This is a genomic window from Brucella sp. TWI432, assembly GCF_039674445.1.
In the GTDB taxonomy this organism is placed as follows: Bacteria; Pseudomonadota; Alphaproteobacteria; order Rhizobiales; family Rhizobiaceae; genus Brucella; species Brucella chromiisoli.
On the sequence record NZ_JBDJNL010000004.1, the window covers coordinates 63,840 to 89,836 of the forward strand.

A 25,997-nucleotide genomic window follows, 5' to 3' on the forward strand; every position below is an offset into this window, starting at 1 on the left:
CACTCTCACTTCATTTATGCAAATGCTAATTATTCGCATTAAAGGTATCCGGCCGTGCACCGTCTTGCAGCCGACAGGATGAATTTGAAGGAGAGAGCAATGCATCGACCGATCAACCGCAGACTGTTTACAAGTCTGGCTGTGAGCCTTGTGATACTGATGGCACCGGCAAATGCATTTGCATCAAACAAATTTAAGGCGATAACGACGTTTACGGTCATCGCCGACATTGCGCGCAATGTGGCTGGTGATACAGCAACAGTTGAATCGATCACAAAACCCGGTGCTGAAATTCACGAATATCAGCCCACCCCCGGAGATCTCATTAAGGCGCAGGGTGCGGATCTTATTCTTTGGAACGGTCTCGGTCTGGAACTATGGTTTGAGAAATTCTTCTCACGCCTCAAAAATGTTCCAAGCGTGGTGGTGAGCGACGGCGTTGTGCCGATGGGCATCACCGAGGGTCCGTATAGCGGCAAACCAAATCCACATGCGTGGATGTCCCCGACCTCTGCTCTCATCTATGTCGATAATATCCGTGATGCTTTCGTCAAATATGACCCGGAAAATGCAGAGGCTTACAAAGCCAATGCGGAGAAGTATAAGGCTAAGATAAAGGCGACCATCGATCCGATCAGTGCCGAATTCGCATTGATTCCGGCTGACAAGCGATGGCTGGTCACCAGCGAGGGAGCATTCTCCTATCTCGCCCGTGATTTTGATCTCAAGGAACTTTACCTTTGGCCAATTAATGCCGACCAGCAAGGCACTCCGCAGCAGGTTCGCAAAGTGATTGACGCCGTGCGTGCAAATACGATCACCGCGGTTTTCTCGGAAAGTACGGTGTCGGCAGCCCCTGCGAAGCAGGTCGCGCGTGAAACCGGCGCGACATATGGCGGTGTGCTTTACGTCGATTCTCTCTCCGAAGCTGATGGCCCTGTTGCGACCTATATTGACCTTCTCAAAGTTACATCGGGCACGATTGCAAAAGGCCTCAAACAATGAATGTTCCGATAGATCAACACCTTCGGGCACAAGCCGCGCTCAATGATAGCGTGTCTGAAGGGCTTAAAGTCAAAGATGCAACCGTCACCTATCGCAACGGCCACACAGCACTGCGCAATGCGAGCTTTGAAATTCCAACAGGCACGATTACGGCGCTGGTTGGTGTGAATGGATCGGGCAAGTCGACACTGTTTAAGGCCATTATGGGGTTTGTTCGTCTGGCAAGGGGCGACATTTCTATTCTTGGCCAGCCGGTAAAACAGGCACTCAAGCGCAATCTCGTCGCCTATGTGCCGCAAAGCGAAGAGGTAGACTGGAACTTCCCTGTTCTGGTGGAAGATGTCGTTATGATGGGCCGCTATGGACATATGGGCATGATGCGTGTTGCGCGTCGTGCCGACCATGAGGCGGTGGAAAAGGCGCTCGGTCGTGTCAATATGCTGGATTTTCGCAAGCGGCAGATTGGTGAGCTTTCCGGCGGTCAAAAAAAGCGCGTATTTCTCGCTCGTGCGCTTGCGCAAGATGCGCAGGTAATCCTTCTTGATGAACCTTTTACCGGGGTAGACGTGAAGACCGAGGAGGCGATTGTGCTGCTGCTGCGTGGGCTTCGTGATGAAGGCCGGGTCATGCTGGTCTCGACACATAATCTTGGCAGCGTTCCTGAATTTTGTGACCGCACTGTTCTCGTCAAGAATACTGTGCTTGCTTATGGTTCAACGAAGGAAGTTTTCACACAGGCCAATCTCGAAAAGACATTTGGCGGCGTTCTGCGTCATCTTATTCTGAATGAGGCCAAGCAATCCGATCGTTTGGCCGTTGGTGTGATTACCGATGATGAACGGCCATTTGTGCTTTATGAGCAAAAGCAGGAAGGGCAGAATTGATGGCTCTGCTGCTCGAACCGTTTTCTTATGGCTATATGCTCAATGCGATGTGGGTTTCGGCTCTTGTTGGCGGTGTTTGTGCATTTCTGTCTGCCTATTTGATGCTCAAGGGCTGGTCGCTCATCGGTGACGCTCTCTCCCACTCCATCGTTCCCGGCGTGGCGGGAGCCTATATGCTGGGCCTGCCATTTTCTATCGGGGCTTTCTTTTCCGGCGGGCTGGCTGCTGCGGCGATGCTGTTTCTCAATCAGCGTACAAAGCTCAAGGAAGATGCGATTATCGGGCTGATTTTCACAGCGTTCTTCGGTCTTGGTCTCTTTATGATTTCTTTGCGGCCAACTGCGATCAACATTCAGACCATTGTGCTTGGCAATATTCTGGCGATAACGCCCGGCGATATTCTGCAACTGGCGATCATCGGCTTCGTTTCGCTGGCGTTGCTGCTGTTGAAATGGAAAGACCTGATGGTGGTCTTTTTCGACGAAAGCCATGCGCGTTCCATCGGCTTAAAGCCAACCGCATTGAAAATCATGTTCTTTACGCTGCTTTCAGCATCCACCGTTGCGGCAATGCAGACCGTAGGCGCGTTTTTGGTCATCTGTATGGTCGTGACACCCGGAGCGACCGCGTATCTCCTCACAGACCGCTTTTCACGGCTTTTGTGGATTGCGGTGCTTATTGGCGCACTGACCAGCTTCATGGGTGCCTATGCCAGCTATTTCATGGACGGCGCGACAGGTGGCATTATCGTCGTGCTGCAAACGCTTGTGTTTCTTGCCGTATTTTTTCTGGCGCCCAAGCATGGAATGTTTGCGGCCCGCCGACGTGCGACCAAAGCATTCAAGGAGGTTAAGCTATGAGCTTTCCCGAAACACTCCTGATGCCGTTTCAGTTTGACTTCATGATCTACGCATTGGCTGCCTCGGTGCTGATTGCCATTCCGACCGCCCTGCTCTCCTGCTTTCTGGTTCTTAAAGGCTGGTCACTGATGGGCGATGCGATCAGCCACGCTGTACTGCCGGGGGTTGTGATCGCCTATATGGTTGGCCTTCCTTTTGGCATCGGTGCTTTCGTTGCTGGCATGGTCTGCGCGCTTGCCACCGGCTTTCTCAAAGAAAACAGCCGTATCAAGCAGGATACGGTCATGGGCATTGTCTTCTCCGGCATGTTTGGGCTGGGGCTCGTGCTTTACGTCTCCGTGCGCGCAAATGTTCACCTCGATCACATCCTGTTTGGCGATATTCTGGGCATCAACACCAGCGACCTGATTGAGACAGCAATTATCGCCGCTGTGACCGCCGGCGTTCTCATCGTCAAATGGCGAGATTTCCTGCTCCATGCGTTTGATCCTGCGCAGGCGCGCGCTGTCGGCTTGCCTGTCAGGTTTCTTCATTATGGACTTCTGTGCCTGATTTCGCTGACGATCGTCGGTGTTTTGAAAGCAGTCGGCATCATACTGGCGATTTCTCTGCTAATCGCACCCGGTGCAATCGCCTTCCTGCTCACCCGCAGGTTCAGCAGTATGATGATTGTCGCAATTATCGTTGCTGTGTTTTCGTCTTTTATGGGCGTTTATCTGTCATTTTTCATCGACAGCGCCCCTGCTCCAACAATCGTTCTGCTGATGACCGTAATTTTCATTGCGGCCTTTCTGTTTTCGTCCTGGCGCACAGCGCGCACAAAAGCGCAACATCAAGTTGAAATCGCCTGAGCGTTTAATTTGCAGGAGGCTCTTTGTGCTGCAACTAATATATGCGGCTCGACTGCCTCATAGTCGTCAGTTCATCAAGCGACACGCCAATCCAACGCGTGGCCTATCTAAAGCATGTCGCGGAAAAGTGAAAACCGATTTTACGAGAACGAGATGCGTAAAAACAAGAAGATAGAGCGAGCCGATGGGTAGGATGAAACGCGACACGCTAGGCTAAAAGCCAGCCACACATAGGTGGCTGGCTATTTTCAATCAAAGAGGACGCGGGAAATTGCGGTAGACGTTTTCGATGTCCGCCAGCACTTCGTCTGAAAGCTTTAATTCGCTTGCAGCGATATTTGTCTTAAGCTGTTCGACGGTTGTTGCTCCAATAATGACAGAGGTCATGAAAGGTCTTGATGCAGAAAAAGCAATCGCCATCTGCGCAATATCAAGACCATGCTTCTTCGCAACATCGATGTAAGCGAGGATTGCTGGCTGTGAATAGGAATTATCCCGCCACATGCCACCGTCCATTACCGAAGCACGCGATCCTTCGGGGATTTTACCGCCAATATATTTTCCGGTCAGCACGCCTGCTGCCAATGTTGAATAGGCAAGCAGACCAACATCCTCAAACAGCGATACCTCTGCCATATCGTGATCAAATTCCCGCTGCAACAGGCCATACTCATTCTGGATCGACGCCATACGTGGCAAATTATGTTCTTCGGCAATTTTCCGCCATTGCATGGTGCCCCAAGCCGTTTCATTCGACAGACCGACATGACGAATTTTGCCCGCACGAACAGCATCTTCAAGACCGAGTAGAACATCATGGATCTGTTCACGTTCCGCCTTAGGATCAACGCTTGAGGGATCAAAACTCCAGCCCTGACCGAAATGATAATGCGGGCGGGATGGCCAATGAATCTGATAAAGATCAATGTAATCTGTCTGCAAACGCCTCAGACTGTCATTCACAGCTTCCGCAACACTGCCACGACTTGGCTTCGCACCGCCGCGGATCCATGGTTGACGTCCACCACCTGCAATTTTGCTGGCGAGGATGACACGATCACGCTTTCCCGATTTCTGAAACCAGTTTCCGATATAAGTTTCGGTTTTGCCAAAACTTTCAGGGCTCATCGGAATGGCATAAGCTTCGGCTGTATCAATAAAGTTGACGCCAGCATCGATAGCAAAATCGAGCTGATCATGTGCGTCATTTTCAGTGTTCTGCACGCCCCAGGTCATGGTGCCAAGGCAGATTTCTGTAACATTGAGGCCTGTGCGGCCCAAAGGCTTCATTTTCACGAGATTTTTCCGGATCAATTTGCCCGCAGGACGCGGATGTGAAGGGGCGTAATTGATAACCCCGCTTTGTCGTGCCTGACAAGGCCGCTCGCCGAAAATTGAAGGAAATTATAGAAAGCGATTTGCTGAATAAGGGGCTGGATCAGTAAATGGCTTCTCACCCGTCATCATCTCTGCAAGCAATCGACCGCTGGCCGGGCCAAGTGTCAGCCCGTGATGGGCATGACCGAAGTCAAACCACAGTCCTTTATGACGCGGCGCGGCACCAATGACAGGCCGCATATCCGGCAAACAAGGGCGCAGACCAAGCCAGGGTTTGGTTTCTACAGGCGCCCCCAGTTGTGGTAACAGACGTCGCGCAACTCTTTCAGCACGTTTGAGCTGAATGAAATTAGCAGGCGCTTTGGGTGACGCAAACTCGATGCCAGTGGAAAGGCGGACGCCTTGCACCATCGGCGCGAGCACATAGCCTGCCTCTTCATCAACCACGGTATGGCCAAGCCGTGCACCATCGTGCATTTCGAAATGCATATGATGACCGCGCTTGATACCGAGCGGTATAGAATAGCCAAATTTCTGGAAAACCAGCCCCGACTGTGGACCAAGGGCCACCACAACTTCACGCGCAAAACTTGGACCGTCCTCCGTCATCACCTGCCAGCCGTTTGCGCTTTCCGCAAGCGTTGCTGCATCGCCATGTACAAACAGGCCGCCATTCGAGCGAAACAAGTCCGCATAAGCCTGAACCAGACCAGCGGGATTGACGATGGTTTTGGGATCAAGCCAATGAATACCCCCGACAACATCGCCCAGTGTCGTTTCGCGTTGTTTCAAGGAAGACGTATCAAGAATGTCATAGGCCAGATTAAACCGTTGCAACTGCGGCAGGCGCTGAACAGCAGCCTTAAATGCGGGCTCATTGCGAAAAACTTCAATCCAGCCCTGCGCACGCACCAGCCGCTCACAACCAGCCTGTGCAATCAATCCATCATGCTCGCGAACGCTCGCTTCAACCAAAGGCAACATGGCTTCAGTCGCAACTTTCAAGCGTTCAGGCGAAGATTCACGCCAATACTGAAACAGCCACCGCGCAATGCGTGGAACATAAAATGGATCGTAGCGCACATCGGAACGCCGGTTGAGGCTATATCGTAGGAGCTTACCCAACCCTTGCGGAAAAGAATAGGGAATGACGCTCGAACGTTCGATAAGACCAGCATTGCCAAAGCTTGTGGCCTGCCCCGGTTCGCCACGATCAATCAGCGTGACCGACCGCCCCCGCGCCTGCAAATGAAGTGCTGCTGAAACCCCGACAATACCCGCGCCCAGAACGATGACATCTTGTTGCTGCATGGTATCCCCGAACCATTCCATGAAATGAAAGCGCGCACCGATAAACAGTCAGCGCGCGCTTTCATACATCAAAGTGAGCAAACTTTTACAAGAAACTTTATTTAATCAGTAAATATCGAAGTCGAAGTATTTCTTCACGATGGTCGCATAGGTGCCATCGTCGCGGATTTTCTTGATAGCCACATTGAACTGCTCGCGCAGATCATTGTCATCCTTGCGCACAGCGATTGCCGTGTCGGTCTGCGTGCCAGGCACATCAACAATCAGCTTGCAACAATCAGCACCATCAGCCTTGATCCAGTCGGAAATCGGGAACTTGTCGGAAACCACCGCATCAAGACGACCGCTTTTAAGATCGGCATTGGCTTCATCGGCAGTCGGATAGAGTTTTATGTCCGCTCCGGCCTTGCCATAAACGTCCTCCGCATAGGTGCCCTGTGTGGTGGAAGCCTGCGCGCCCACCGACTTGCCTTTGAAAGCTTCTGGGGCGAGTGAAGTGATCGGGCTGTCTTTTGGAACGGCAACGGAGAGCGGCGTTGAATAATATTTATCGGTGAACGATACTTGCTTCTGGCGCTCTTCGGTCACACTCATCGATGCAATAACCGCATCGAATTTATTGGTCTGAAGGCCCGGAATCATTCCGTCCCAATCATTAGCAATGATGGTGCACTTGGCTTCCATCGCTTTGCAGAGCGCATTGGCGATATCAACATCCAATCCCTGCAAAGAACCATCGGCCGCAACGAAATTAAAAGGCGGATAAGCGCCTTCTGTCGCGATCTTGATTTCCTTCCATTCTTTAGCCTGCGCCGGAAGTGCGGCGATAATGGAAGCAACGCCTGCGAACAGGATCGATTTCAACATAATATTCCCCTTGACCGTTTTATGGCTCTGTTTTGCAGGTCTATGCCAGCAATTATTTATAGAATGAAGCACCGGACGCCGCCTGTTTCAAGTTAAAGATTGAGCGGCGTCCGATAATTTTATCAATAGATATCGAAGTCGAAATATTTCTTGCGAATTGTCTCGTAAGTGCCGTTGTCGCGGATCTTTTTGATTGCAGCATTGAACTGCTCGCGCAGATCGTCATCACCCTTGCGCAGAGCAACCGCGATTTTTGTTTCAGAACCCGGAATATCGCCCAGGAATTTGCAGCAATCTGCACCCTGTTTCTTCAGCCAGTCGGCTGCGAGAAATTTATCAGCTGCAATTGCATCAATACGACCATTTTCAAGATCGGCATTGGCCTCATCAGCCGTTGGATAAAGCTTCACATCTGCGCCAGCCTTGCCATAAACGTCATCGGCATAATTGCCCTGTGTGGTGCCAGCCTGTGCGCCAACGGTTTTTCCGTCAAATGCTGAAGGCTCAAGCGAGGTAATATCGCTATCCTTTGGCACGACAACTGCCAGTGGTGTGGTGTAATAGCGCTCCGAGAAAGCGACCTGCTTTTCACGCTCGGGCGTAATGGCCATCGAAGCGATCACTGCGTCAAATTTGTTGGCCTGAAGGCCGGGGATCATACCGTCCCAATCATTGGCGACGATTTCACACTTGGCTTCCATCGCTTCACAAAGCGCATTCGCAATATCAATGTCAAATCCGACCAGCTTGCCGTCTGGCGACATATAGTTGAAGGGCGGATAGGCGCCTTCACTGGCGATACGGATTTCTTTCCATTCCTTTGCCTGCACAGGCATGGAAAGGACGACAGAGGCCAGACCGGCCAGCAAAATTGTTTTAAACATCGCTTCCCTATTTCACTTTTAACACACGGGCTTTTTATGCAGTCCTCAGTTCGGATTGCCCGCAAAGCCGAACAAATTCAATTGCAACTTTGGTGCTATTTTAACGCAAGATGACCCGCTGCGTATTGAACGCAACGGGTCTGACAAGGCCTTAACGGTGCTTTCAGGCAACGAGACGCGTTGCATGGTCTTCCTGCGCATAAGCTTTGCCGAAACGGTTTGCGAGGAATGCATCCAGCGTGATGTCTTCCTGGCGAACAAAGCCCTTCTGTGCGATTTCGCCCTTGGCGAGCATGTCAAGCACGGCACAGATTGCCGAGGCCGTGGTGATCTGGATGCCTGAACGAACGATCTTGCCAACCTGATTGGCATAAACCTTGTTCGCATAGGTTTCCTGAACCAAACGGCCGTTCTTGGTGCCCGAAACGGTAACAAAAATCACGATAACGTCCTGAAGTGTGCTTGGCAGGGCATTTTCAAAAATATCCTTGAGCACTTCACGGCGATGACGCAGGCCGAGATCGTTGAGCAGCGCCTTCATGAGCGCAACATGGCCCGGATAACGGATCGTGCGGTAGTTGAGCGTGCGCACTTTGCCTTCGAGCGTATCGCAAAGCGTGCCGAGACCACCCGACGTATTGAACGCTTCGTAAGTTACGCCATCAAGCGAGAATTCTTCACGCTCTTCAAGTGCAGGAACCTTGGTCAATACGCCATTGACGATAGCTTCACATGGCTCGATATATTCATTGATCAGACCGTCTGTGCTCCAGGTCAGGTTGTAGTTGAGAGCATTCGACGGAAATTCTGGCAAGGCACCAACGCGCATACGCACGTTTTCGAGTGTATCGAAACGCTTTGCAAGGTCATAGGCAACAATCGAGATAAAGCCCGGAGCCAGCCCACACTGTGGGATGAATGCTGTCTGTGCATCCTTGGCCAATTCCATGACGCGCTTGGTGCTGGCAACGTCTTCGGTTAGATCGAGGTAATGCACGCCGGTCTTGGCAGCCGCTTCAGCGATCAGCGTCGTGAGCTGAAATGGCGCAGCACTCAGAACAGCAAACTTGCCGGCGAGAACGGTTTCAAGCGCCTTAGCGTCTGCAATGTCGAGTGCCTGCGTTTTGACTTCCGCGCCCGTGTCCAACGCGTCGAGCTGAGCCTGCGAACGATCGACAACCGTCACAGCATAGTCACCAGTCGAAGCCAGAAGATCGGCAATGGTTGCACCAATTTTGCCCGCACCGACAACAACGATCTCTTTCATGTATTTTCCCCTTGGGTAATGCAATTTTGATGAACAAAGAATCTCACAAATTTCGGCGAAAAGAAGCATTTAAACTGACGATTTCACGTTGTTTGTTTGTACGATTTGACGTATTCAATATGCATTATGACGACAAATGCTGACCTAGCCCTCATCGCCCTGCTGCGTGAAAATGCCCGTGCCTCCACTGCCGACCTTGCTCGCAGGCTCGGCGTGTCACGAACAACCGTCCAAAGCAGGCTGGAAAAGCTGGAAAAAAGGCGGATCATCGAAGGCTATACCGTTCGAATCGCTCCTGAATTTGAGCGTGATCTGGTGCGGGCGCATGTGCTGGTGACAGCATTGCCGAAATTTGCACCAAAGGTTGAAACAGCGCTGCGCGGTATCATGGCTGTGCGCACATTGCACTCGGTCAGCGGCCATTTCGATATGATTGTCGTGGTCGAAGCGCCGTCAATTCAGGAACTGGATGTTGTTCTCGACAAAATCGGTGCGCTCGAAGGCGTCGAGCGCACCATGTCATCGATCATTCTCTCGACGCGGATTGATCGATAATCAGTTTCCGACAAATTCGAACTTATCGACATCAACGAGTCCCCGATCCGTGATTTTCAGATGCGGAATGACCGGCAATGCAACAAAGGCGAGTTGAAGAAACGGTTCTTCCAGAACCGAGCCAAGCTCTTCCGCAGCATGGCGAAGTTCGCGCAGCTGTTCACGGACCGTTTCATAGGGTTCAACGCTCATCAGTCCGGCAATCGGCAAAGGCATTTCTGCAAGCACGTTGCCATCGCGAACCACGACAAAACCACCTTCAATTTCACCAAGCCGGTTAGCCGCCGCCGCAATATCTTCATCCGAAACGCCGACCACGCAGATATTATGGCTGTCGTGACTGACGGTTGACGCAATAGCGCCGGCTTTCAGGCCAAAACCATGCACGAAGCCAGTGGCGATATTGCCATTCTTGCCATGTCGCTCAATGACCGCAATTTTGACCACATCGCGCTCAAGATCGGGTTCAACACCATGTGGGCCGACTTTAAGATCAAACTCCAGGCTTTCGGTAATAATCTTGCCCGGAACGATGCCGATGGCGCGGGTCTTGCCGCTATTGGATTGTGATCTGAAGCTCGATGCGCTGACTGTCGGCGCTTTCACACTGTTGCGTCCAACTTCCGCAACAGATCCACGCGTTGAGAACAGCTCTTCAGAAACCACCCTGCCCGCAGATAATACCATTTCTGCATGGCAGCCTTCGAGACTATCGACGACCACGAGATCGGCGCGCTGGCCGGGCGCAACCAATCCGCGATCAAACAAGCCAAAGGCGCGCGCTGCGGAAATGCTTGCAGCACGATAGATCGCAAGCGGCTCAACACCCCCTGCAATCGCCGTGCGAATGAGATAATCAAGGTGGCCCTGATCAGCAATATCGAGTGGATTACGATCATCGGTGCAAAGTGCCAGAAACTGCGAGTGCCGCTCTGTGATGATCGGCATCAAGGCATGCAAGTCTTTGGAAACCGAGCCTTCGCGCACCAGCACATGCATACCCTTGCGCATCTTTTCAAGCGCCTCTTCGGCAGTGGTCGCCTCATGCTCGGTGCGAATGCCTGCCGCAATATAGCCATTCAGATCAAGCCCGCGCAAAAGCGGTGCATGACCGTCAATATGATGTCCCTGAAAGGCTTTTAGCTTCGCCATGCATTCTGGGTCTTTTGATAAAACACCCGGAAAATTCATGAACTCGGCGAGACCGACCACCTTTGGATGATCGGCAAAAGGCAGCAGATCATCGATCAGCAGTTGCGCACCGGACGTTTCCATATGCGTTGCAGGCACGCAGCTTGAAAGCTGCACCCGAATATCCATAATCGTTTCCAGCGAACTATCGAGGAAATATTGCAGACCTTCTACGCCCAGAACATTGGCAATCTCGTGTGGGTCACAAATCACTGTCGTAACGCCCTGTGGCAGCACACACCGATCAAATTCGTGGGGTGTCACATTGGATGATTCAATGTGCAGATGCGTATCGATAAAACCCGGCACAACAATGCGACCGGAAATGTCGATTTCCTTTTTTCCCTGATAGGTGCCGAATGTACCGACAATGCGATCGCCACTGATCGCAATGTCGCTTTCAACAAGCTCGCCGGTAACAAGATCGAAGAAGCAGCCGCCTTTCAACACGATATCGGCGGGTTCGCGACCGGCACCCTGATCGATCATCTGTTCAAGCATTGGCTCACTCCATTCAAATCATTTTCGGAATCAATTTTTCGAAAATAACACAGTGGAGCGTTTTTAGAGCGTGTTTCGATCTGACTGGATCAGATCGGCACTCCAATTTTGTTTGAACGCTGATATTCCATGACGCGGCTACGGTTGAGGACCAGTTCAAGCCTATCGTTCCCCAGACGATGGATGCAAATGCGTTTGTTCCATGGTCCATCCTGCAACATGAACAAGGCTCTGCCATTGCCCAAATCTTCAACCGGCATGACCTGACGCGCAGGGCCTACGCCCATAATGATGTGCCCATTGTCGATGACAAACGACGCGCCATAAAGAGGCGCATTCCACTGGCCGTCAAACTGATTGTCCACAGGCCCCGCCTGCACCGGGCGCAGTTCGCGCTGCACATGGCCGATTTCGCCGTAAAGCACCTCTCCATTCCAGCGCAGCTTCATCGGCGACGATGGTGACAGTGAAGAAGCCCAACCTTCCCCAACGTCATAAAGCCGGTCTTCCGCCCCCAGATAATTGGCAACGCCTTCGCGCATCTCAAGCCAGAATGGCCCCGTATCAGCGACATACAGTCCATCGGGGATAGCAGACGTCTTTTCAGGAAGCGAAAGCCCATTAAGAGCAGCCATACAGTCGCGAGCGATTGTGTATGTGTCTGCATCTTCCCGATTGCAAACAACGATGATTCCTGTTTTTTCGGCAGGATCGAGGAGAAAATAACTTTTATAGCCCGGATGCGATCCGCCATGGCCGACAAAATGCTTGCCACCAATTTCGTTCCAACGCAGACCAAGGCCATAACCTGTCGGGCGGCCATCATTTAAAAAATGCCCCGCGGAAAGTGCCGAAAGCAGCCCGCTCAACGCACCCTCACCGGCCAAAAGAGCCTGCGTCCATTTCGTGAGCGCCATACCACTGCCTGCCACACTTCCAGACGCAGAGAGTTGAAGGCCAGCATGGCTCTGCTGCCATTTTTCGCCGGACTTCCAATAGCCTGGGACCAGTCCTTTGACCGGATCTGCCCAGCAGTCAGGTGCATCCATAAATATATTGAGAGGAAGACCGATCTCGGAGCGTACAAAATCTTTGAAAAACAGACCCTTCCGCTCAAAAGCGGCTTCAACCAGTCGATACCCGGTATTGGAATAGGAAACTTCAGTCCCGTCCGCGAAATTCAACCGCGTCATAGACGATAGAAACTCGATCAGGCTTTCAGCACCCGTATGCGTATCAACCGACAGGCCCAATAATGTCAAACACTCCCGCACATCCGGTAAACCAGATGTCATATCCAAAGCGCGACCGATTGAAACGTCCGCCAACGGGCTTTGCAACTCTGGGAGATGATCGCCAAGCCTGTCATTAAAATCAATGATATCTCTATGGCGCAGCACCATTGCGCAAAACATATGCTTTGTGATCGATGCGTAGCGAATAACGGTGTTGGCGGTAAATGGAATACCTGTCGCGAGACTTTCCAGACCTCCGGCATAAGCGAACTTCGTGCCGTTCAGATCAAACCCGATAATGACTCCGCCTGGCTCATTTTTGTCCCATGTTCTGGAATAAATCTTTGCAGATAAAGAGGCTGCATTCCAGTCTGCTTTGATGGACATAAAAACTCCGCCTGCGAATTTCGGGAACGATAAAACGTTCCAATGCACTTTTCTTAAAAATCGGTCCGCATTTCCGCCGCTGCGTTGCACGTTTTACGGAATAAAACCTGCAAAATGATGCACAGAAATTTGGGCCCATCTAAACCATAAAGATTTCATCGTGAAGGCCTCATCGCTAAAGAGTCGCAATCAATCGTCAGGCAATCATCAGGAAAAACGCCTCTATCCACACTTTCTCCCCAATGTTATCAATTCGTTTTCGTTTTTTTTCCTTTCAACAAATAAAATTTTCGGATTTATTCTGTTTTCGGGAGTTAAAAGTTGTTCAATGAAAATTGAAGTCATATAAGTGTAATAACGATAATGCAGGTTCCGACACCCAGAGGCCGGATCGAATCCGTTCTTGATGCTCACGAAACCTCATTTCCTGAGGAGGAAATATGTTTACCCGTCTGATTACGACTTCGGCGCTGACCGGCGCTCTTGCGTTCACACTTGGCTCGCAGGCTTTTGCCCAGACAGAACTGTCATGGTGGCATGGCATGACCGGTGCAAACAATGAAATGGTCAATGAGCTTTCCAAAGAGTTCAACGAAAGCCAGAGCGAATACAAGATCGTTCCAGTCTATAAGGGCAGCTATCCTGAAACGCTGAATGCAGGCATTGCTGCATTCCGCTCCAAGCAGCCGCCTGCAATCATTCAGGTCTTCGATGCCGGTAGCGGTGTTATGATGGCTGCTGAAGGCGCGGTGGTTCCAGCAGCAGAAGTGCTCGAAAAAGGTGGCTATAAGTTCGACAAGTCACAATATTTGCCGGGTATCGTGGCTTATTATTCGAAGCCAGACGGCACCATGCTGTCTTTCCCTTATAACTCTTCTTCGCCGATCCTCTATTATAACAAGGACACTTTCAAGAAAGCTGGCCTTGACGAAAACAACCCGCCAAAGACATGGCCAGAAGTTTTTGAAGCAGCCAAAAAGATCAAGGCAAGCGGCGCATCGGCCTGTGGCTTTACCTCGACATGGCTGACATGGATTCAGACCGAAAACTTTGCTGCATGGAATAATATTTCCTACGGCACCAACGAAAATGGCCTTGCAGGCACGAATGTGGAACTCAAGATCAACGAACCACTTTTCGTTGAACATTTTCAGGCAATTGCCGATCTTGCCAAGGACGGCACCTTCCGTTACGGCGGCCGTACATCTGAAGCAAAGCAGCTTTTTACCTCGGGTGAATGCGCAATGCTGACTGAATCTTCGGGCGGACTTGGCGATGTGGTGAAATCTGGCATGAATTACGGCATCGGTCAGTTGCCTTATTATGAAGGCCATGGCCCGCAGAACACTATTCCGGGTGGCGCAAGCCTCTGGGTCTTCGCAGGTCTCAGCGACGATCAGTACAAAGGCATCGCACAATTTTTCAACTTCCTTTCGCAGACCAAAACTCAGCAGAAATTGCATGAAAAGTCCGGCTATCTGCCTGTGACGATGGCTGCTTATGAAGCAACCAAAAACTCGGATTTTTATGAAAAAAATCCGGGCCGTGAAACGCCAATCCTTCAGATGATGGGTAAAGCACCGACGGAAAATTCCAAAGGTGTCCGCCTCGTCAACCTGCCGCAGGTTCGCGATATTCTGAATGAAGAATACGAAGCAATGCTTGGTGGCAAGCAGGATGCAAAAACGGCTCTCGATAACGCCGTAAAACGCGCAAACGAAGCGATTGCCGCCGCACAATAATAATATGATGAAATAAAGCATACCGCCGGCCCATTAGGGTTGGCGGTATTGCTATCCGCAAGGAAACTCCCCGTGCAGAAAGTCACGTTTCCAAACAAAGTCTTACCCTTTTTCCTGCTGGCCCCGCAGATCATATTGACTGTGATCTTCTTCTTCTGGCCAGCCAGTCAGGCAATTTATCAATCCTTCATGCGCGAAGACGCGTTCGGATTGAAATCCACATTCGTTGGACTTGCCAATTTTACGAATGTGTTATCCGACCCCAATTACCTGCATTCCGTTCAGGTCACGATTGTCTTCAATCTTCTGACTGCGTTTGTAGCCATGGGCGCAGCCTTGCTGCTTGCAACGGCTGCTGACCGTGTCATTCGCGGCAAGACATTTTATCGTACATTGCTGATCTGGCCCTATGCTGTAGCCCCAGCTGTTGCAGGCCTGTTGTGGCTGTTCATGTTCAACCCAGCGATGGGCACACTTGCCTATCTGCTGCGCAGCAGCGGCTTTGCATGGGATCCTCTGCTCAATGGCAATCAGGCGATGGCGATGATTGTCGGTGCAGCCGCATGGAAACAGATCTCTTACAATTTCCTGTTTTTTGTCGCGGGCCTTCAGGCCATTCCAAAATCACTGATCGAAGCTGCTGCCATTGATGGGGCGCGCGGCGCGCGGCGATTCTGGTCGATCGTGTTTCCGCTTCTGGCGCCAACCACATTCTTCCTGCTGGTGGTCAACACGGTTTATGCCTTCTTCGACACATTCGGCATCATCCATGCTGTAACCGGCGGCGGCCCTGCCAAAGCAACCGAAACTCTGGTCTACAAGGTTTATAATGACGGTTTCGTCAATCTTAACCTCGGCTCTTCATCGGCGCAGTCAGTTATTCTGATGATTATCGTGATCGCCCTGACCGCATTCCAGTTCCGCTTCATTGAGAAGCGCGTGCATTATTCGTGAGTGAGGCGAGAATGATTGAAAAACGCCCAGTCTCCAATCTGATCGGCCATTTGATCCTGATCATCGGGATCATCATTGTTGCCTTTCCGATTTATTACACCTTCATCGCGTCAACGATGACATCCGGCCAGATCATCCGTCCGCCAATCTCGCTCTTGCCCGGCGGGCATATGATGGAGAACTATAACGAAGCCATATTCGGCGGCGTTGAACGTGTTGTTGGCGTCAGTCTTGAACGGCTTTTGTGGAATTCATTCGTCGTTGCCATGCTGATTGCCGTTGGCAAGATCATCATCTCCTTCATGTCGGCGTTTGCGATTGTGTTCTTTCGCTTTCCATTCCGCATGTTCTTCTTCTGGATGATTTTTGTTACACTGATGCTGCCTGTCGAAGTGCGTATTCTCCCGACCTATAAGGTCATCGTCGATCTCGGTTTGATTGACACTTACGCTGGTCTGACATTGCCTTTGATGGCATCGGCAACGGCAACATTCCTGTTCCGGCAGTTCTTCCTCACCATTCCCGGTGAGTTGGTAGAAGCTGCACGCATCGATAATGCAGGTCCATTTCGCTTCATGCGTGATATTCTGCTGCCGCTGTCGAAGACGAACATTGCTGCCCTCTTCGTCATTCTCTTCATTTATGGCTGGACCCAGTATCTGTGGCCGCTGCTCGTGACCAATGACGCAAAGATGAACACCATTATCATCGGCCTGCGCCGTATGGTGGATTTCGCCGATGCTTCCACACCGTGGAATTACGTCATGGTCACGGCCATTCTGGCTATCATACCGCCTATTCTCGTGGTGGTATTGATGCAGCGCTGGTTCGTCAAAGGTCTCGTTGAAACGGAAAAATAATGAGCAAGATCATTCTTGATAATGTCCGCAAAAGCTATGGCGGCGGTGTTGAAGTCATCAAAGGCGTTTCGCTGGATATTCAGGACGGCGAGTTCGTCGTTCTTGTTGGACCTTCAGGCTGCGGAAAGTCCACGCTTCTGCGCATGATCGCAGGACTTGAAGGCATAAGTGCTGGTACAATTTCCATTGGTGACCGGATCGTCAACGATGTCGAACCAGCCGAACGCGACATCGCAATGGTGTTTCAGAACTATGCGCTCTATCCGCATATGACTGTTCGCGAAAATCTCGCCTATGGTCTGAAAAATCGCAAAACGCCCAAAGACGAAATCGAACGCCGCATCAACAAGGCCGCAAAAGCGCTTGAAATTGAACAGTTTCTTGATCGCAAGCCGCGCCAGCTTTCGGGCGGTCAGCGTCAGCGCGTTGCCATGGGTCGCGCTATCGTGCGTGAACCGGCTGCATTCCTTTTCGATGAACCGCTTTCAAACCTCGATGCAAAACTTCGCGTACAGATGCGCGTTGAGATCAAGCGCCTTCAACGTGCACTCGGCACAACCAGTGTTTACGTCACACACGATCAGATGGAAGCCATGACCATGGCTGATCGTCTCGTGGTATTGAACGCCGGCAATATTGAGCAGGTTGGCACCCCAATTGAGCTTTATGAAAAACCGGCTTCGACCTTCGTTGCCACTTTCATCGGTTCACCATCGATGAATCTGCTCGAAAAGAGCGAAAGCACTGTCTGGCTGCCGGGTAAAGCGGTTGCGCTTCCTTCGGAGAAGTACACTTTTGGTGTGCGTCCTGAAGATATTCGTATCATTGAGAACGGTGAGCCTGACGCAGATGGCTTCAACACGGAAGTACGTATTGACGCGATCGAACTGGTTGGCGCCGAAAGCTATATCCATAGCTCTCTCTCCGATGGCAAGCCGCTGATCTTCCGCGTTGCCGGTCGCTCAGAACATTCCATAGATGAAATGGTCAAAATCGGCGCTTCTGCGAAAGACGTTCATATTTTTGGTGCCGATGGTCGCCGCGCGGGCAACTAATTTCAATATCGGGCGTTCTGCATTTTGAGCGCCCGATATATAAGAAATCGCTTCATTTTAGCATTTTCGTTTTCTTTGTTATGCGCTACACGAAATAGAATATTTTTCTCCCTCCGAGGAACGCGCATTCGATGACCCATCCGCAGATACTGTCCTTTGCAGTGATCATTCTTATGATGGGGGCATTTATCTGGGGCAGATTTCGCTACGATATTGTAGCTCTCTGCTCGCTTTTATTGGCTGTTGCCGTTGGCGTCGTCCCTTATGATCAGGCTTTTACCGGTTTCAGTGATGACATCGTCATTATCGTGGGCAGCGCGCTGATTGTGAGTGCCGGAGTGGCACGCTCAGGCCTTATGCAAAACGCGGTTCAGCGATTTCTGCCGGATATAAACAGCGTTCGATTGCAGCTTGCGGTTCTTGTTGCCATTGTTACGGTTTTATCGGCATTCGTGAAAAATGTTGGTGCATTGGCAATTATGATTCCGGTTGCGTTCCAGTTTGCGCGCCGCTCCAATGTCTCGCCATCAACCTTCCTTATGCCAATGGCGTTTGGTGCGCTGCTTGGTGGCTTGATGACGCAAGTGGGCACCTCACCCAACATCGTTGTGTCGCGCATTCGCGGTGAAATGGTCGGTCAGCCCTTCACGATGTTCGATTTCACCCCCGTCGGCGCTATACTCGCCAGTGTAGGTCTGATTTACCTTGTGACTTTTTATTGGCTTGTGCCGCAGCGCACGCGCGAAAACATTTCGCTCAACGAAGCGATTAAGATCAAAAACTACGCCTGTGAAGCCAGTGTGCTTGCCAATTCTCCTGTTGTTGGCAAACGCATCAGTGATCTGATCAAGCCAGCTGAAGGCGAGGCGATGGTAACATCGATCGTTCGCAAGAACAGCCGCATTACACCTTTGCCCGATACCGTGATTGTTGAAAACGATGTCGTGCTGCTTGAGGGCGATCCGAAAGCACTGGACACCGTTGTAAGTTCTGGAAAACTCACTCTATCGAAAAACAGAAACCCGTCTGAAACAAGCGGTTCAACGGAGATCGAAACCGTTGAGGCTGTTATCGGCACCAATTCCCGCCTGGTCGGCCTGAACGCACAACAGCTTGATATCTACGCGCGCTATGAGGTCAATCTGCTCGCAGTCAGTCGGCCCGGCCAGCGTATTTCAGAACGGCTGAGTGAGGTACGTCTGAGCTTTGGGGATGTGGTGGTTCTGCAAGGCAGACAAGCCAGCCTTTCAAACTTCCTGACCGAATCTGAATTGCTGCCATTGGCACGACGCAAGCTGATGCTTGGAAGTGTCCGGCGTGGCCTCGTCCCGCTTACCATTCTCATTGCTGCAATTGGTGCGACGGCATTGAGTATCGTGCCTGTCGCGGTTGCATTTTTTGCCGCGGCCGTTGCTATGCTGCTATTCAAAGTCATTCCGATCAACGAAGTCTATGATGAGATCGACGGCCCAATTCTGGTGATGCTTGCGGCCCTGATACCTGTGTCTGATGCTTTGCGAACAACGGGAGGCACTGAGCTGATCGCACAATGGCTGTCAAACATTGGTCACCAATTGCCGCCTGCTGGCGCACTGGCGCTCATTCTGGTGACGGCCATGATGGTCACGCCTTTTCTCAACAATGCCGCAACGGTGCTGGTTATGGCTCCGATTGCAACGAGTTTCGCAGCGGGACTGGGCTTTAAGCCGGAAGCCTTTCTTATGGCGGTAGCGATTGGCGCGGGGTGCGATTTCCTCACCCCGATCGGACATCAGTGCAATACGCTTGTGATGGGTCCCGGCGGCTATAAGTTCAGCGATTATCCCAGACTTGGGCTGCCATTATCGATCATTATCGCACTTGTAACAGTGCCTGCGCTGATGTTCTTCTGGCCGCTACGGTAACTCGGCCGCCATCGAACGCATCCATTCAAGGCTTTCTGAAACGATTTTCTCAATAGGATCGACAACATCTGCGCGGAATACCATGGGTTCGCCGACCGGGCTTTCGAGGGTGGCAAGTTGGCTTTCCAGCATTGCTAATGGCATAAAGTGGCCGGTACGGTGGCCCATATGTTCATGCAGAACTTCAAAACTGCCATCGAGGAAAATGAACAACAGCGGTCCATGTGCAGCCTTCCGAAGGCGCTCACGATAGCTTCTCTTAAGCGATGAGCAGGATATGATGATTCCGCTTTCACCCGTTGCAAGACGCTCTGCGATGAGGTCAAGCCAAGGCCAACGATCATCATCCTGCAACGGAATTCCAGCCACCATTTTATCGACATTGGATTGTGGATGCAGGCTGTCACCTTCAAGAAAAGGCAGATGAAGGGCTTCTGCCAGCCTTTCCCCGACTGTCGATTTACCGGAGCCGGAAACGCCCATGACTATTATATGCAATCCCGACATGCTCAGAATGTCTCCAACTCAAGATTAACGCGTTGTGCAGCGCCGACCACATGCTTTCGCATGACGTCTCGCGCCTTTAAAGGATCGCGCTCGGCAATCGCATCGCGGACTGCTTGATGCTCCTGAATTGTGATTTCAACGATCTCTTCGAGAACCGCACGCGCCCGCGCGGCGCGAATGGCCTGGCTGATACGCTCTGCAATAAAACCAAGAACGAGAGGAAAATATTCGTTATGCGTGGCACTCGCCAATGCGCGGTGAAATGCCAGATCGGCATCAATGCCTTCATCGGCCCATTTCTTGTGGCCACTCATTCCTGCGAGCGCTTCATCCAGCTTGCACATGTCCTCGGCCGTGTGATGCACAGCCGCAAGGCCAGCAGCCTCAATCTCAAGTGCCATGCGCAGCTGAAACAAGCTGCGGAAATGATCGCGGTCGGCAAGCGTTTCAGGCTCAATACGAATCGCTTGACGCCGGTCGGGTTCGGTAACAAATGCGCCAACCCCCTGTCGCGTTTCAATCAGCCCCTCGCTGCGCAGTTGCGCAATAGCCTCGCGAATGACCGAACGGCTAACGCCAAAACTTTGGGCCAAACGATGTTCGGTTGGCAATTTATGCCCCGGTTGCCAGCTACCTTCGGTTATCTGGCGCACAATCTCAGAAGCAATACGGGCGGGAAGCTGTTCACTCCGTCTGATTTCATCGAACAAGGCGTTCTCCCATAATGTCCTGACACTCGACCGCTATTGAAGCCATTGATATTTGACCTGTTATGGTTCTGCAATGTGAAACACTATTTCATGTCGAAACCGCATTTGGTGCATAAAACTGTTTTCAAAGCAGGTATATATAGTTATCAGACAACCAGACAATAAATTCGGATTCAATTCAATCCGGATTTCTGAGTTGAGGAGATATTGCCAAATGGGAGGACTATCCGTGCAAGACAAGCATATTCTGAATTCATCCACCATCCTGCCCGAAGACAGTGCATCGGCAGTTCTGATCGGCCGGGTGTGGTCAAAGGCTGAAAATGGTCCCTGCCCCGTTTTGGTCGCCAATGGCCATGTGCATGATCTCTCTCAACTTTCCGCAACCGTTTCCGGCTTGCTCGAACGTAAAACACTGGTCGATGAGCTCAAGGATGTCAGCCGCTTTGCCGATCTTGGAGCTTTAGACGATTATCTTTCCGGCGCAAAAGGCGAATTGCTGGCGCCCATCGATTTGCAATCAATCAAAGCTGCAGGCGTCACTTTCGCCGACAGCATGCTCGAGCGCGTGATCGAAGAACAGGCAAAAGGCGATCCGACGCGCGCGCGCGAAGTCCGTGATCGGCTTGCACCAGTGATTGGCGACAGTCTGCGCGGCGTCGCCGCCGGTTCCGAGAAAGCTGCACAGGTCAAGGCGCTGCTTCAGGAAATGGGCCTCTGGTCGCAATATCTGGAAGTCGGGATCGGTCCCGATGCTGAAATTTTCACCAAGTCGCAGCCCATGTCTGCAGTTGGCTGTGGTGCCACGGTTGGCATCCTGCCGATCTCGCAATGGAACAATCCTGAACCGGAGGTGGTCCTGGCTGTGGCTTCGGATGGCCGCATTGTCGGTGCAACACTCGGAAATGACGTCAATTTGCGTGACGTCGAAGGGCGCTCAGCGTTGCTTCTCGGCAAGGCCAAGGACAACAATGCATCCTGCGGAGTTGGCCCGTTCATTCGTCTTTTCGACGGAAACTTCACCATGGATGTGCTGCGCAAGCTCAAGCTTTCGCTCAAAGTAACCGGTAGCGATGGTTTCGAAATGACCGGGGAAAGCCCAATGGAAGCGATCAGTCGCGATCCAGAAAATCTTGCCGGGCAAATGATGAACCGTAACCACCAATATCCTGATGGTGCCGTTCTTTTCCTCGGCACAATGTTTGCCCCCGTCAAAGACCGTCGTGGAGCAGGTCAGGGCTTCACACACGAAATCGGCGACAAGGTGGAAATCTCTACGCCTAAGCTCGGATGTCTCGTTAATTGGGTGGATCGCACCGATAACTGCGCCGAATGGACTTTTGGTATTCGCGCTTTGATCCAGAACCTTCAGAAGCGCAATCTGCTCGACAAGATTTAAAATAATAAGGCCGCATATCAGATTTGATATGCGGCCTTTGAATTAGCTCAGCGGAATAGTATTTCCGTCTTTTGATGACTGATACGCGCCGGACATTGCATCATATTGTGCGCGAATTGCATCCAGTCGCTTTTCCAGCCGCTGACGATCCGGCTCCGGCAGCGATGCCACCATTTTTGGAATTGAATGGCTGTGCCAGAAGCTATTATCGCGGTTGTAGCCACCCGGCTCCAATGTGAAGACCTCTTTGAGGATTTTCAGATCATGCGGGATCGAAAACGCATCGCGTGAATCCTCATGGCTGAACAGATAATAAAAATTATCAAACCCGCTCCACGTGATCGCCGAAAGGCACATAGAGCATGGCTCATGCGTGGACAGGAAAACCATATCTTTGGTGTTGGGGCGCCCCTGCTCCGGCATTTCATAATAGCGTTTGAGCGTGTGCACTTCACCATGCCAGAGGGGATTTTCGGTTTCATTATTCGTTTCAGCCAGCACCAGAGACAAATCTGACTTGCGCAAAAGTGCAGCACCAAACACCTTGTTGCCTTTTGCAACGCCCTGTTGGGTCAAAGGAATGATGTCTTGTTCAATGACATCAATTAGCTTCTCAAGCAGCTTAAATTCATCCGGTGCCATCATCTGAACTCCCAAATAAAGCAGATAGAAAAACGCCGGGGTATTGCCCCGGCGTTTATTGTTATTCTGGGAAAAATGCGAAGCGGATCACAAACAATGCCGCTACAATCCATGTTGCCAGATGCACCTCGCGTGCTTTTCCGGTGACAGCTTTGAGCACAACATAGGTGATGAAACCAAAAGCAAGACCGTTTGCAATCGAATAGGTGAATGGAATTGCAAGTGCCGTCAGAGCGGCAGGCGCTGCTTCTGTGATCTCGTCCCACTTGATTTCTGACAACTCACGCATCATCAGGCAGGCAACATAAACAAGTGCCGGTGCTGTGGCATAGGCAGGCACGGAACCTGCCAGCGGTGAAATGAACAGCGCAGCAAGGAACAGCACAGCAACAACAAGTGCTGTCAAACCTGTTCGGCCACCAGCCTGAACGCCGGATGCGCTTTCGACATAAGCGGTCGTTGAGGATGTGCCGAGCAGTGAGCCGCCGAGGATGGCTGTGCTATCTGCAAACAAGGCCCTGCCAAGGCGATTTGGCTTACCCGGTTCGATCAGGCCGCCGCGCTTTGCAACACCGATCAGCGTACCGGTCGCGTCAAAAACTTCGACAAGCACGAAAACCAGAATCACATGCAGAATGCCGGTATGCAATGCACCCATGATATCAAGCTGCATGAATGTCGGCATGAGACTTGGAGGCGTGTCGAACACACCATTAAACTGCGTAATGCCGAGCGAAATCGATGCAATGGTAACAACGAGGATACCGATCAGAATTGCGCCGCGAATTTTGAGCGCATCCAGAGCTGCGATGATGAAAAAGCCTGCAATCGCCAGAAGCGGACCGGCACCATGCAAATCGCCAAGACCGACCAGTGTTGCCGGATTAGCAACAACAATGCCTGCATTCTTAAGACCGATCAACGCCAGAAACATGCCAATACCGGCTGCAATGGCGCTGCGCAATGATTGTGGAATACCCTCAACCAGCCAACGTCGAATACCTGTTACGGTGAGGAGCAGGAAGATGACACCAGAGATGAACACCGCGCCAAGCGCCTGTTGCCAGGAAAAGCCCATAGCGCCCACAACTGTGAAGGCGAAAAAGGCATTCAGGCCCATGCCCGGAGCCATGCCGATCGGCCAATTGGCAACAAGTGCCATGACGATCGAACCCAATGCCGCCGCAAGACAGGTTGCAACGAAAACCGCGTTGCGATCCATGCCCGTGCTGGACAAAATATCAGGATTGACGAAGATGATGTAAGACATGGTCAGGAAGGTCGTCAAACCGGCGATAACTTCCGTTCTCACCGATGTGCCGTGTTCCTGCAACTTGAACAGCTTTTCCAGCATGGTCCCTCCAGGGCAAAAGCTCGCTTTCCATAACACCAATGAATGACGCAACGCGAAAGAGATCGCTCAGCCACTTTTAATCAGTGCAATCTATTGCGAATGCCGTATTTGTTAACCGCAGCCACATAACAGCAAGCGGATTTGTTCCCCATACACCCAATACGATCAAAAACACAGTTCTGCCGCAAGAATGCCTGTTTATTAACGTGATTTAGTTTGGACCGAGATTTTGCGCTGCGCCAGCCGTCCATTCAGGCTTTATTTTTTGAAAGAGCTTCAAAAATGACAGATACCCAACGTCGCACTTCTAAGACTATCTAATTGTTTATCATAATATTTTTAGCAAAATTGCGGTGCCATACATGCCAAGCGCAAAGAATGTATGCGCAACCAGATTCAGCACTCTCACCGTGCGCGCATTGGGCAATCGCGATGCTGCCCAGCCGATTCCCAAGCCCGGCTGTAACAAAAACCAGCCTGCAGCCACTGTCAGGAGACCGAATATCCATGCCGGAAGAAATGCTGGATTCGCGAACCATACACTGCCGGCATAAAGCGCAAAAATAACGCCATAAAGAATACCAACGGCATAATGACCAATCCAGCCCAAAGCGACCTCATGCGCATAGGGCCGGGATGCAGCAATGTCATCGTGAAATATCTGCCCGTCGCACAAATGCCAGAACCAGCGGCCAACAAGACCCCAATTCGGGCGCGACTGACCGGGAAACTGCGCAAGCGCAAGCGCCCAGACATCCATGACAATCGTCGCACCGATGCCGATTATTATTCCATTGAGAATGAGATTGATCATAGGAAGGCCTTACACAACATCGGGTAGCCACATAAGCGTGTGGCTACCCGATGTGCAAGCCTTAATATTTAATATTCCGTTTTGGGCTAGAGCCCGCAATACATTCCAATTACGATAATGCCTTACGTATGGGACAGTATACAATTACGGAATGAAAGCTTCTATCTAATCAGCAGTGATGATTTTCGATGCTAAACTATCTTTACATCTATAAAGAAGCGTAGCTTCATCGCTGGCCCCCACACAAATACAGGTTACAAGAGCTGCATACATAAGCAAGAGAAGAACGTCCCAATTTAATGGGTGTTTTGTCTCAAAAAGAAAAAATTGACTCTGGAACAGAAACGCAATCAACGCGCGATATCAAAATGCTTTAATGGAATGATCTATAATAAGCCATTTTTAAAAACAAAAGCGCCGGGACTGGAGGACCGACGCTTTGTTATATTGATTGAATTTCACTTTCGGGGCGATCGATTGTGAGCCGCACCATCAGTGATTACTTACCGAACACTGCGCTCTGAATCTGCGAACGCGATACGCCGATGTCGGCAAGAAGATGATCGTCCATCGCACCAAGTTCACGCATTGCACGACGGCGGGAAACATACTGCTGGAATTTCTGACGAATGTTCATTTCTTCTCTCCTCGTTGGATGCCTCATAAATAGTCTTTTGCACAAAATTCCACCACGGATATGATTGCAAATGAGGCATGCATTTTCGGTGGAGCTCGCTGCCTTAAAAAGGCAGCTATCCCCTGCACCATAGGCTGCACAGCGAAAGCATGCGCAGCAAAATGGGTTCATTGAACGTTTGCAAACCGACGGTAATTAAAGCAGTTTAGAGCGAGTGCCATCTGCGCGATCAAGCGCGATAAACTTTAGGTCAGTTTTTCGAAATTCCACAAAATTGCCTTTT

24 protein-coding genes are annotated in these 25,997 nt (G+C 51.1%); 11 read left to right on the forward strand and 13 right to left on the reverse strand.

Annotation, left to right across the window (positions count from 1 at the left end; genetic code table 11):
• Positions 1-159: 159 nt before the first annotated feature.
• From ABE527_RS09025 to ABE527_RS09040, 4 genes are read left to right on the forward strand one after another with little or no spacing between them, the layout of a single operon-like run.
• Complete coding sequence (locus ABE527_RS09025; RefSeq protein ID WP_265984477.1) at positions 160-1,005, forward strand: metal ABC transporter substrate-binding protein; 846 nt, start codon at positions 160-162, stop codon at positions 1,003-1,005.
• Positions 1,002-1,889, forward strand: coding sequence for a manganese/iron ABC transporter ATP-binding protein (locus ABE527_RS09030; protein WP_499696712.1), 888 nt, complete (start codon positions 1,002-1,004; stop codon positions 1,887-1,889). The genes ABE527_RS09025 and ABE527_RS09030 overlap by 4 nt, the downstream gene beginning before the upstream one ends.
• Positions 1,889-2,749 carry a metal ABC transporter permease gene (locus tag ABE527_RS09035; RefSeq protein ID WP_499696713.1) on the forward strand — a complete coding sequence of 287 codons (861 nt, stop codon included), beginning with the start codon at positions 1,889-1,891 and terminating at the stop codon, positions 2,747-2,749. The genes ABE527_RS09030 and ABE527_RS09035 overlap by 1 nt, the downstream gene beginning before the upstream one ends.
• On the forward strand, positions 2,746-3,600 hold the full coding sequence (locus tag ABE527_RS09040) for a metal ABC transporter permease (protein WP_499696714.1): 855 nt from the start codon (positions 2,746-2,748) through the stop codon (positions 3,598-3,600). Before ABE527_RS09035 ends, ABE527_RS09040 begins: the two co-directional genes overlap by 4 nt.
• Positions 3,601-3,852: 252 nt before the next feature.
• Here ABE527_RS09040 and ABE527_RS09045 read toward each other — a convergent pair whose 3' ends face one another.
• From ABE527_RS09045 to ABE527_RS09065, 5 genes are all read right to left on the reverse strand, one after another.
• Positions 3,853-4,890 carry an aldo/keto reductase gene (locus tag ABE527_RS09045; RefSeq protein WP_499696783.1) on the reverse strand — a complete coding sequence of 346 codons (1,038 nt, stop codon included), beginning with the start codon at positions 4,888-4,890 and terminating at the stop codon, positions 3,853-3,855.
• A 114-nt stretch (positions 4,891-5,004) separates the two neighbouring features.
• Positions 5,005-6,249 carry an NAD(P)/FAD-dependent oxidoreductase gene (locus ABE527_RS09050; RefSeq protein WP_499694279.1) on the reverse strand — a complete coding sequence of 415 codons (1,245 nt, stop codon included), beginning with the start codon at positions 6,247-6,249 and terminating at the stop codon, positions 5,005-5,007.
• 105 nt (positions 6,250-6,354) lie between these two features.
• A complete protein-coding gene (locus tag ABE527_RS09055; RefSeq protein ID WP_499696715.1) occupies positions 6,355-7,116 on the reverse strand; it encodes an ABC transporter substrate-binding protein in 762 nt (253 codons plus the stop codon).
• Positions 7,117-7,238: 122 nt separating this feature from the next.
• A complete protein-coding gene (locus tag ABE527_RS09060) occupies positions 7,239-8,000 on the reverse strand; it encodes an ABC transporter substrate-binding protein (RefSeq protein WP_265984099.1) in 762 nt (253 codons plus the stop codon).
• 163 nt (positions 8,001-8,163) lie between these two features.
• Positions 8,164-9,267 (reverse strand): saccharopine dehydrogenase family protein, encoded by a 1,104-nt coding sequence (locus tag ABE527_RS09065; RefSeq protein ID WP_499694282.1) that lies wholly within the window; start codon positions 9,265-9,267, stop codon positions 8,164-8,166.
• Between the two features lie 126 nt (positions 9,268-9,393).
• Between ABE527_RS09065 and ABE527_RS09070 the strand changes: the two genes are divergently transcribed.
• Positions 9,394-9,822 (forward strand): Lrp/AsnC family transcriptional regulator, encoded by a 429-nt coding sequence (locus ABE527_RS09070; protein WP_265984095.1) that lies wholly within the window; start codon positions 9,394-9,396, stop codon positions 9,820-9,822.
• Here ABE527_RS09070 and ade read toward each other — a convergent pair whose 3' ends face one another.
• Together ade and ABE527_RS09080 are read right to left on the reverse strand one after the other, a co-directional pair.
• Entirely contained in the window at positions 9,823-11,514 is a 1,692-nt protein-coding gene (gene ade, locus ABE527_RS09075; protein WP_499696716.1) for an adenine deaminase, read from the reverse strand. It abuts the gene before it with no gap.
• A gap of 89 nt (positions 11,515-11,603) precedes the next feature.
• Positions 11,604-13,136 (reverse strand): serine hydrolase domain-containing protein, encoded by a 1,533-nt coding sequence (locus ABE527_RS09080; protein WP_396996191.1) that lies wholly within the window; start codon positions 13,134-13,136, stop codon positions 11,604-11,606.
• A gap of 440 nt (positions 13,137-13,576) precedes the next feature.
• Between ABE527_RS09080 and ugpB the strand changes: the two genes are divergently transcribed.
• From ugpB to ABE527_RS09105, 5 genes are all read left to right on the forward strand, one after another.
• Positions 13,577-14,878 (forward strand): sn-glycerol-3-phosphate ABC transporter substrate-binding protein UgpB, encoded by a 1,302-nt coding sequence (gene ugpB, locus ABE527_RS09085; protein WP_499696717.1) that lies wholly within the window; start codon positions 13,577-13,579, stop codon positions 14,876-14,878.
• Positions 14,879-14,950: 72 nt separating this feature from the next.
• Positions 14,951-15,832, forward strand: a complete 882-nt coding sequence (ugpA, locus tag ABE527_RS09090) for a sn-glycerol-3-phosphate ABC transporter permease UgpA (protein WP_265984090.1) — start codon at positions 14,951-14,953, stop codon at positions 15,830-15,832.
• Between the two features lie 11 nt (positions 15,833-15,843).
• Entirely contained in the window at positions 15,844-16,692 is an 849-nt protein-coding gene (gene ugpE / locus ABE527_RS09095) for a sn-glycerol-3-phosphate ABC transporter permease UgpE (RefSeq protein ID WP_265984088.1), read from the forward strand.
• Positions 16,692-17,747 carry a sn-glycerol-3-phosphate import ATP-binding protein UgpC gene (locus ABE527_RS09100; protein WP_499696718.1) on the forward strand — a complete coding sequence of 352 codons (1,056 nt, stop codon included), beginning with the start codon at positions 16,692-16,694 and terminating at the stop codon, positions 17,745-17,747. The genes ugpE and ABE527_RS09100 overlap by 1 nt, the downstream gene beginning before the upstream one ends.
• A gap of 131 nt (positions 17,748-17,878) precedes the next feature.
• Complete coding sequence (locus ABE527_RS09105; RefSeq protein WP_499694287.1) at positions 17,879-19,651, forward strand: SLC13 family permease; 1,773 nt, start codon at positions 17,879-17,881, stop codon at positions 19,649-19,651.
• Here ABE527_RS09105 and ABE527_RS09110 read toward each other — a convergent pair.
• A complete protein-coding gene (locus ABE527_RS09110; protein ID WP_499696719.1) occupies positions 19,643-20,158 on the reverse strand; it encodes a gluconokinase in 516 nt (171 codons plus the stop codon). The genes ABE527_RS09105 and ABE527_RS09110 overlap by 9 nt on opposite strands.
• Before the next feature lie 2 nt (positions 20,159-20,160).
• Entirely contained in the window at positions 20,161-20,868 is a 708-nt protein-coding gene (locus ABE527_RS09115; RefSeq protein WP_265984082.1) for a FadR/GntR family transcriptional regulator, read from the reverse strand.
• Between the two features lie 214 nt (positions 20,869-21,082).
• Between ABE527_RS09115 and ABE527_RS09120 the strand changes: the two genes are divergently transcribed.
• A complete protein-coding gene (locus tag ABE527_RS09120; RefSeq protein ID WP_265984080.1) occupies positions 21,083-22,267 on the forward strand; it encodes a fumarylacetoacetate hydrolase family protein in 1,185 nt (394 codons plus the stop codon).
• Between the two features lie 42 nt (positions 22,268-22,309).
• Here ABE527_RS09120 and ABE527_RS09125 read toward each other — a convergent pair whose 3' ends face one another.
• From ABE527_RS09125 to ABE527_RS09140, 4 genes are all read right to left on the reverse strand, one after another.
• Positions 22,310-22,909, reverse strand: coding sequence for a deaminase (locus ABE527_RS09125; RefSeq protein WP_499696784.1), 600 nt, complete (start codon positions 22,907-22,909; stop codon positions 22,310-22,312).
• Between the two features lie 61 nt (positions 22,910-22,970).
• The gene (locus tag ABE527_RS09130) at positions 22,971-24,263 is read right to left on the reverse strand and encodes an NCS2 family permease (protein WP_265984079.1); all 1,293 of its coding nucleotides are present in this window, start codon (positions 24,261-24,263) and stop codon (positions 22,971-22,973) included.
• A gap of 328 nt (positions 24,264-24,591) precedes the next feature.
• Positions 24,592-25,077: a DUF2938 domain-containing protein gene (locus ABE527_RS09135; RefSeq protein ID WP_499696720.1), complete on the reverse strand. Its 486-nt coding sequence runs from the start codon at positions 25,075-25,077 to the stop codon at positions 24,592-24,594.
• A 499-nt stretch (positions 25,078-25,576) separates the two neighbouring features.
• Positions 25,577-25,714, reverse strand: a complete 138-nt coding sequence (locus tag ABE527_RS09140) for a DUF1127 domain-containing protein (protein ID WP_084486677.1) — start codon at positions 25,712-25,714, stop codon at positions 25,577-25,579.
• Positions 25,715-25,997 lie beyond the last annotated feature (283 nt).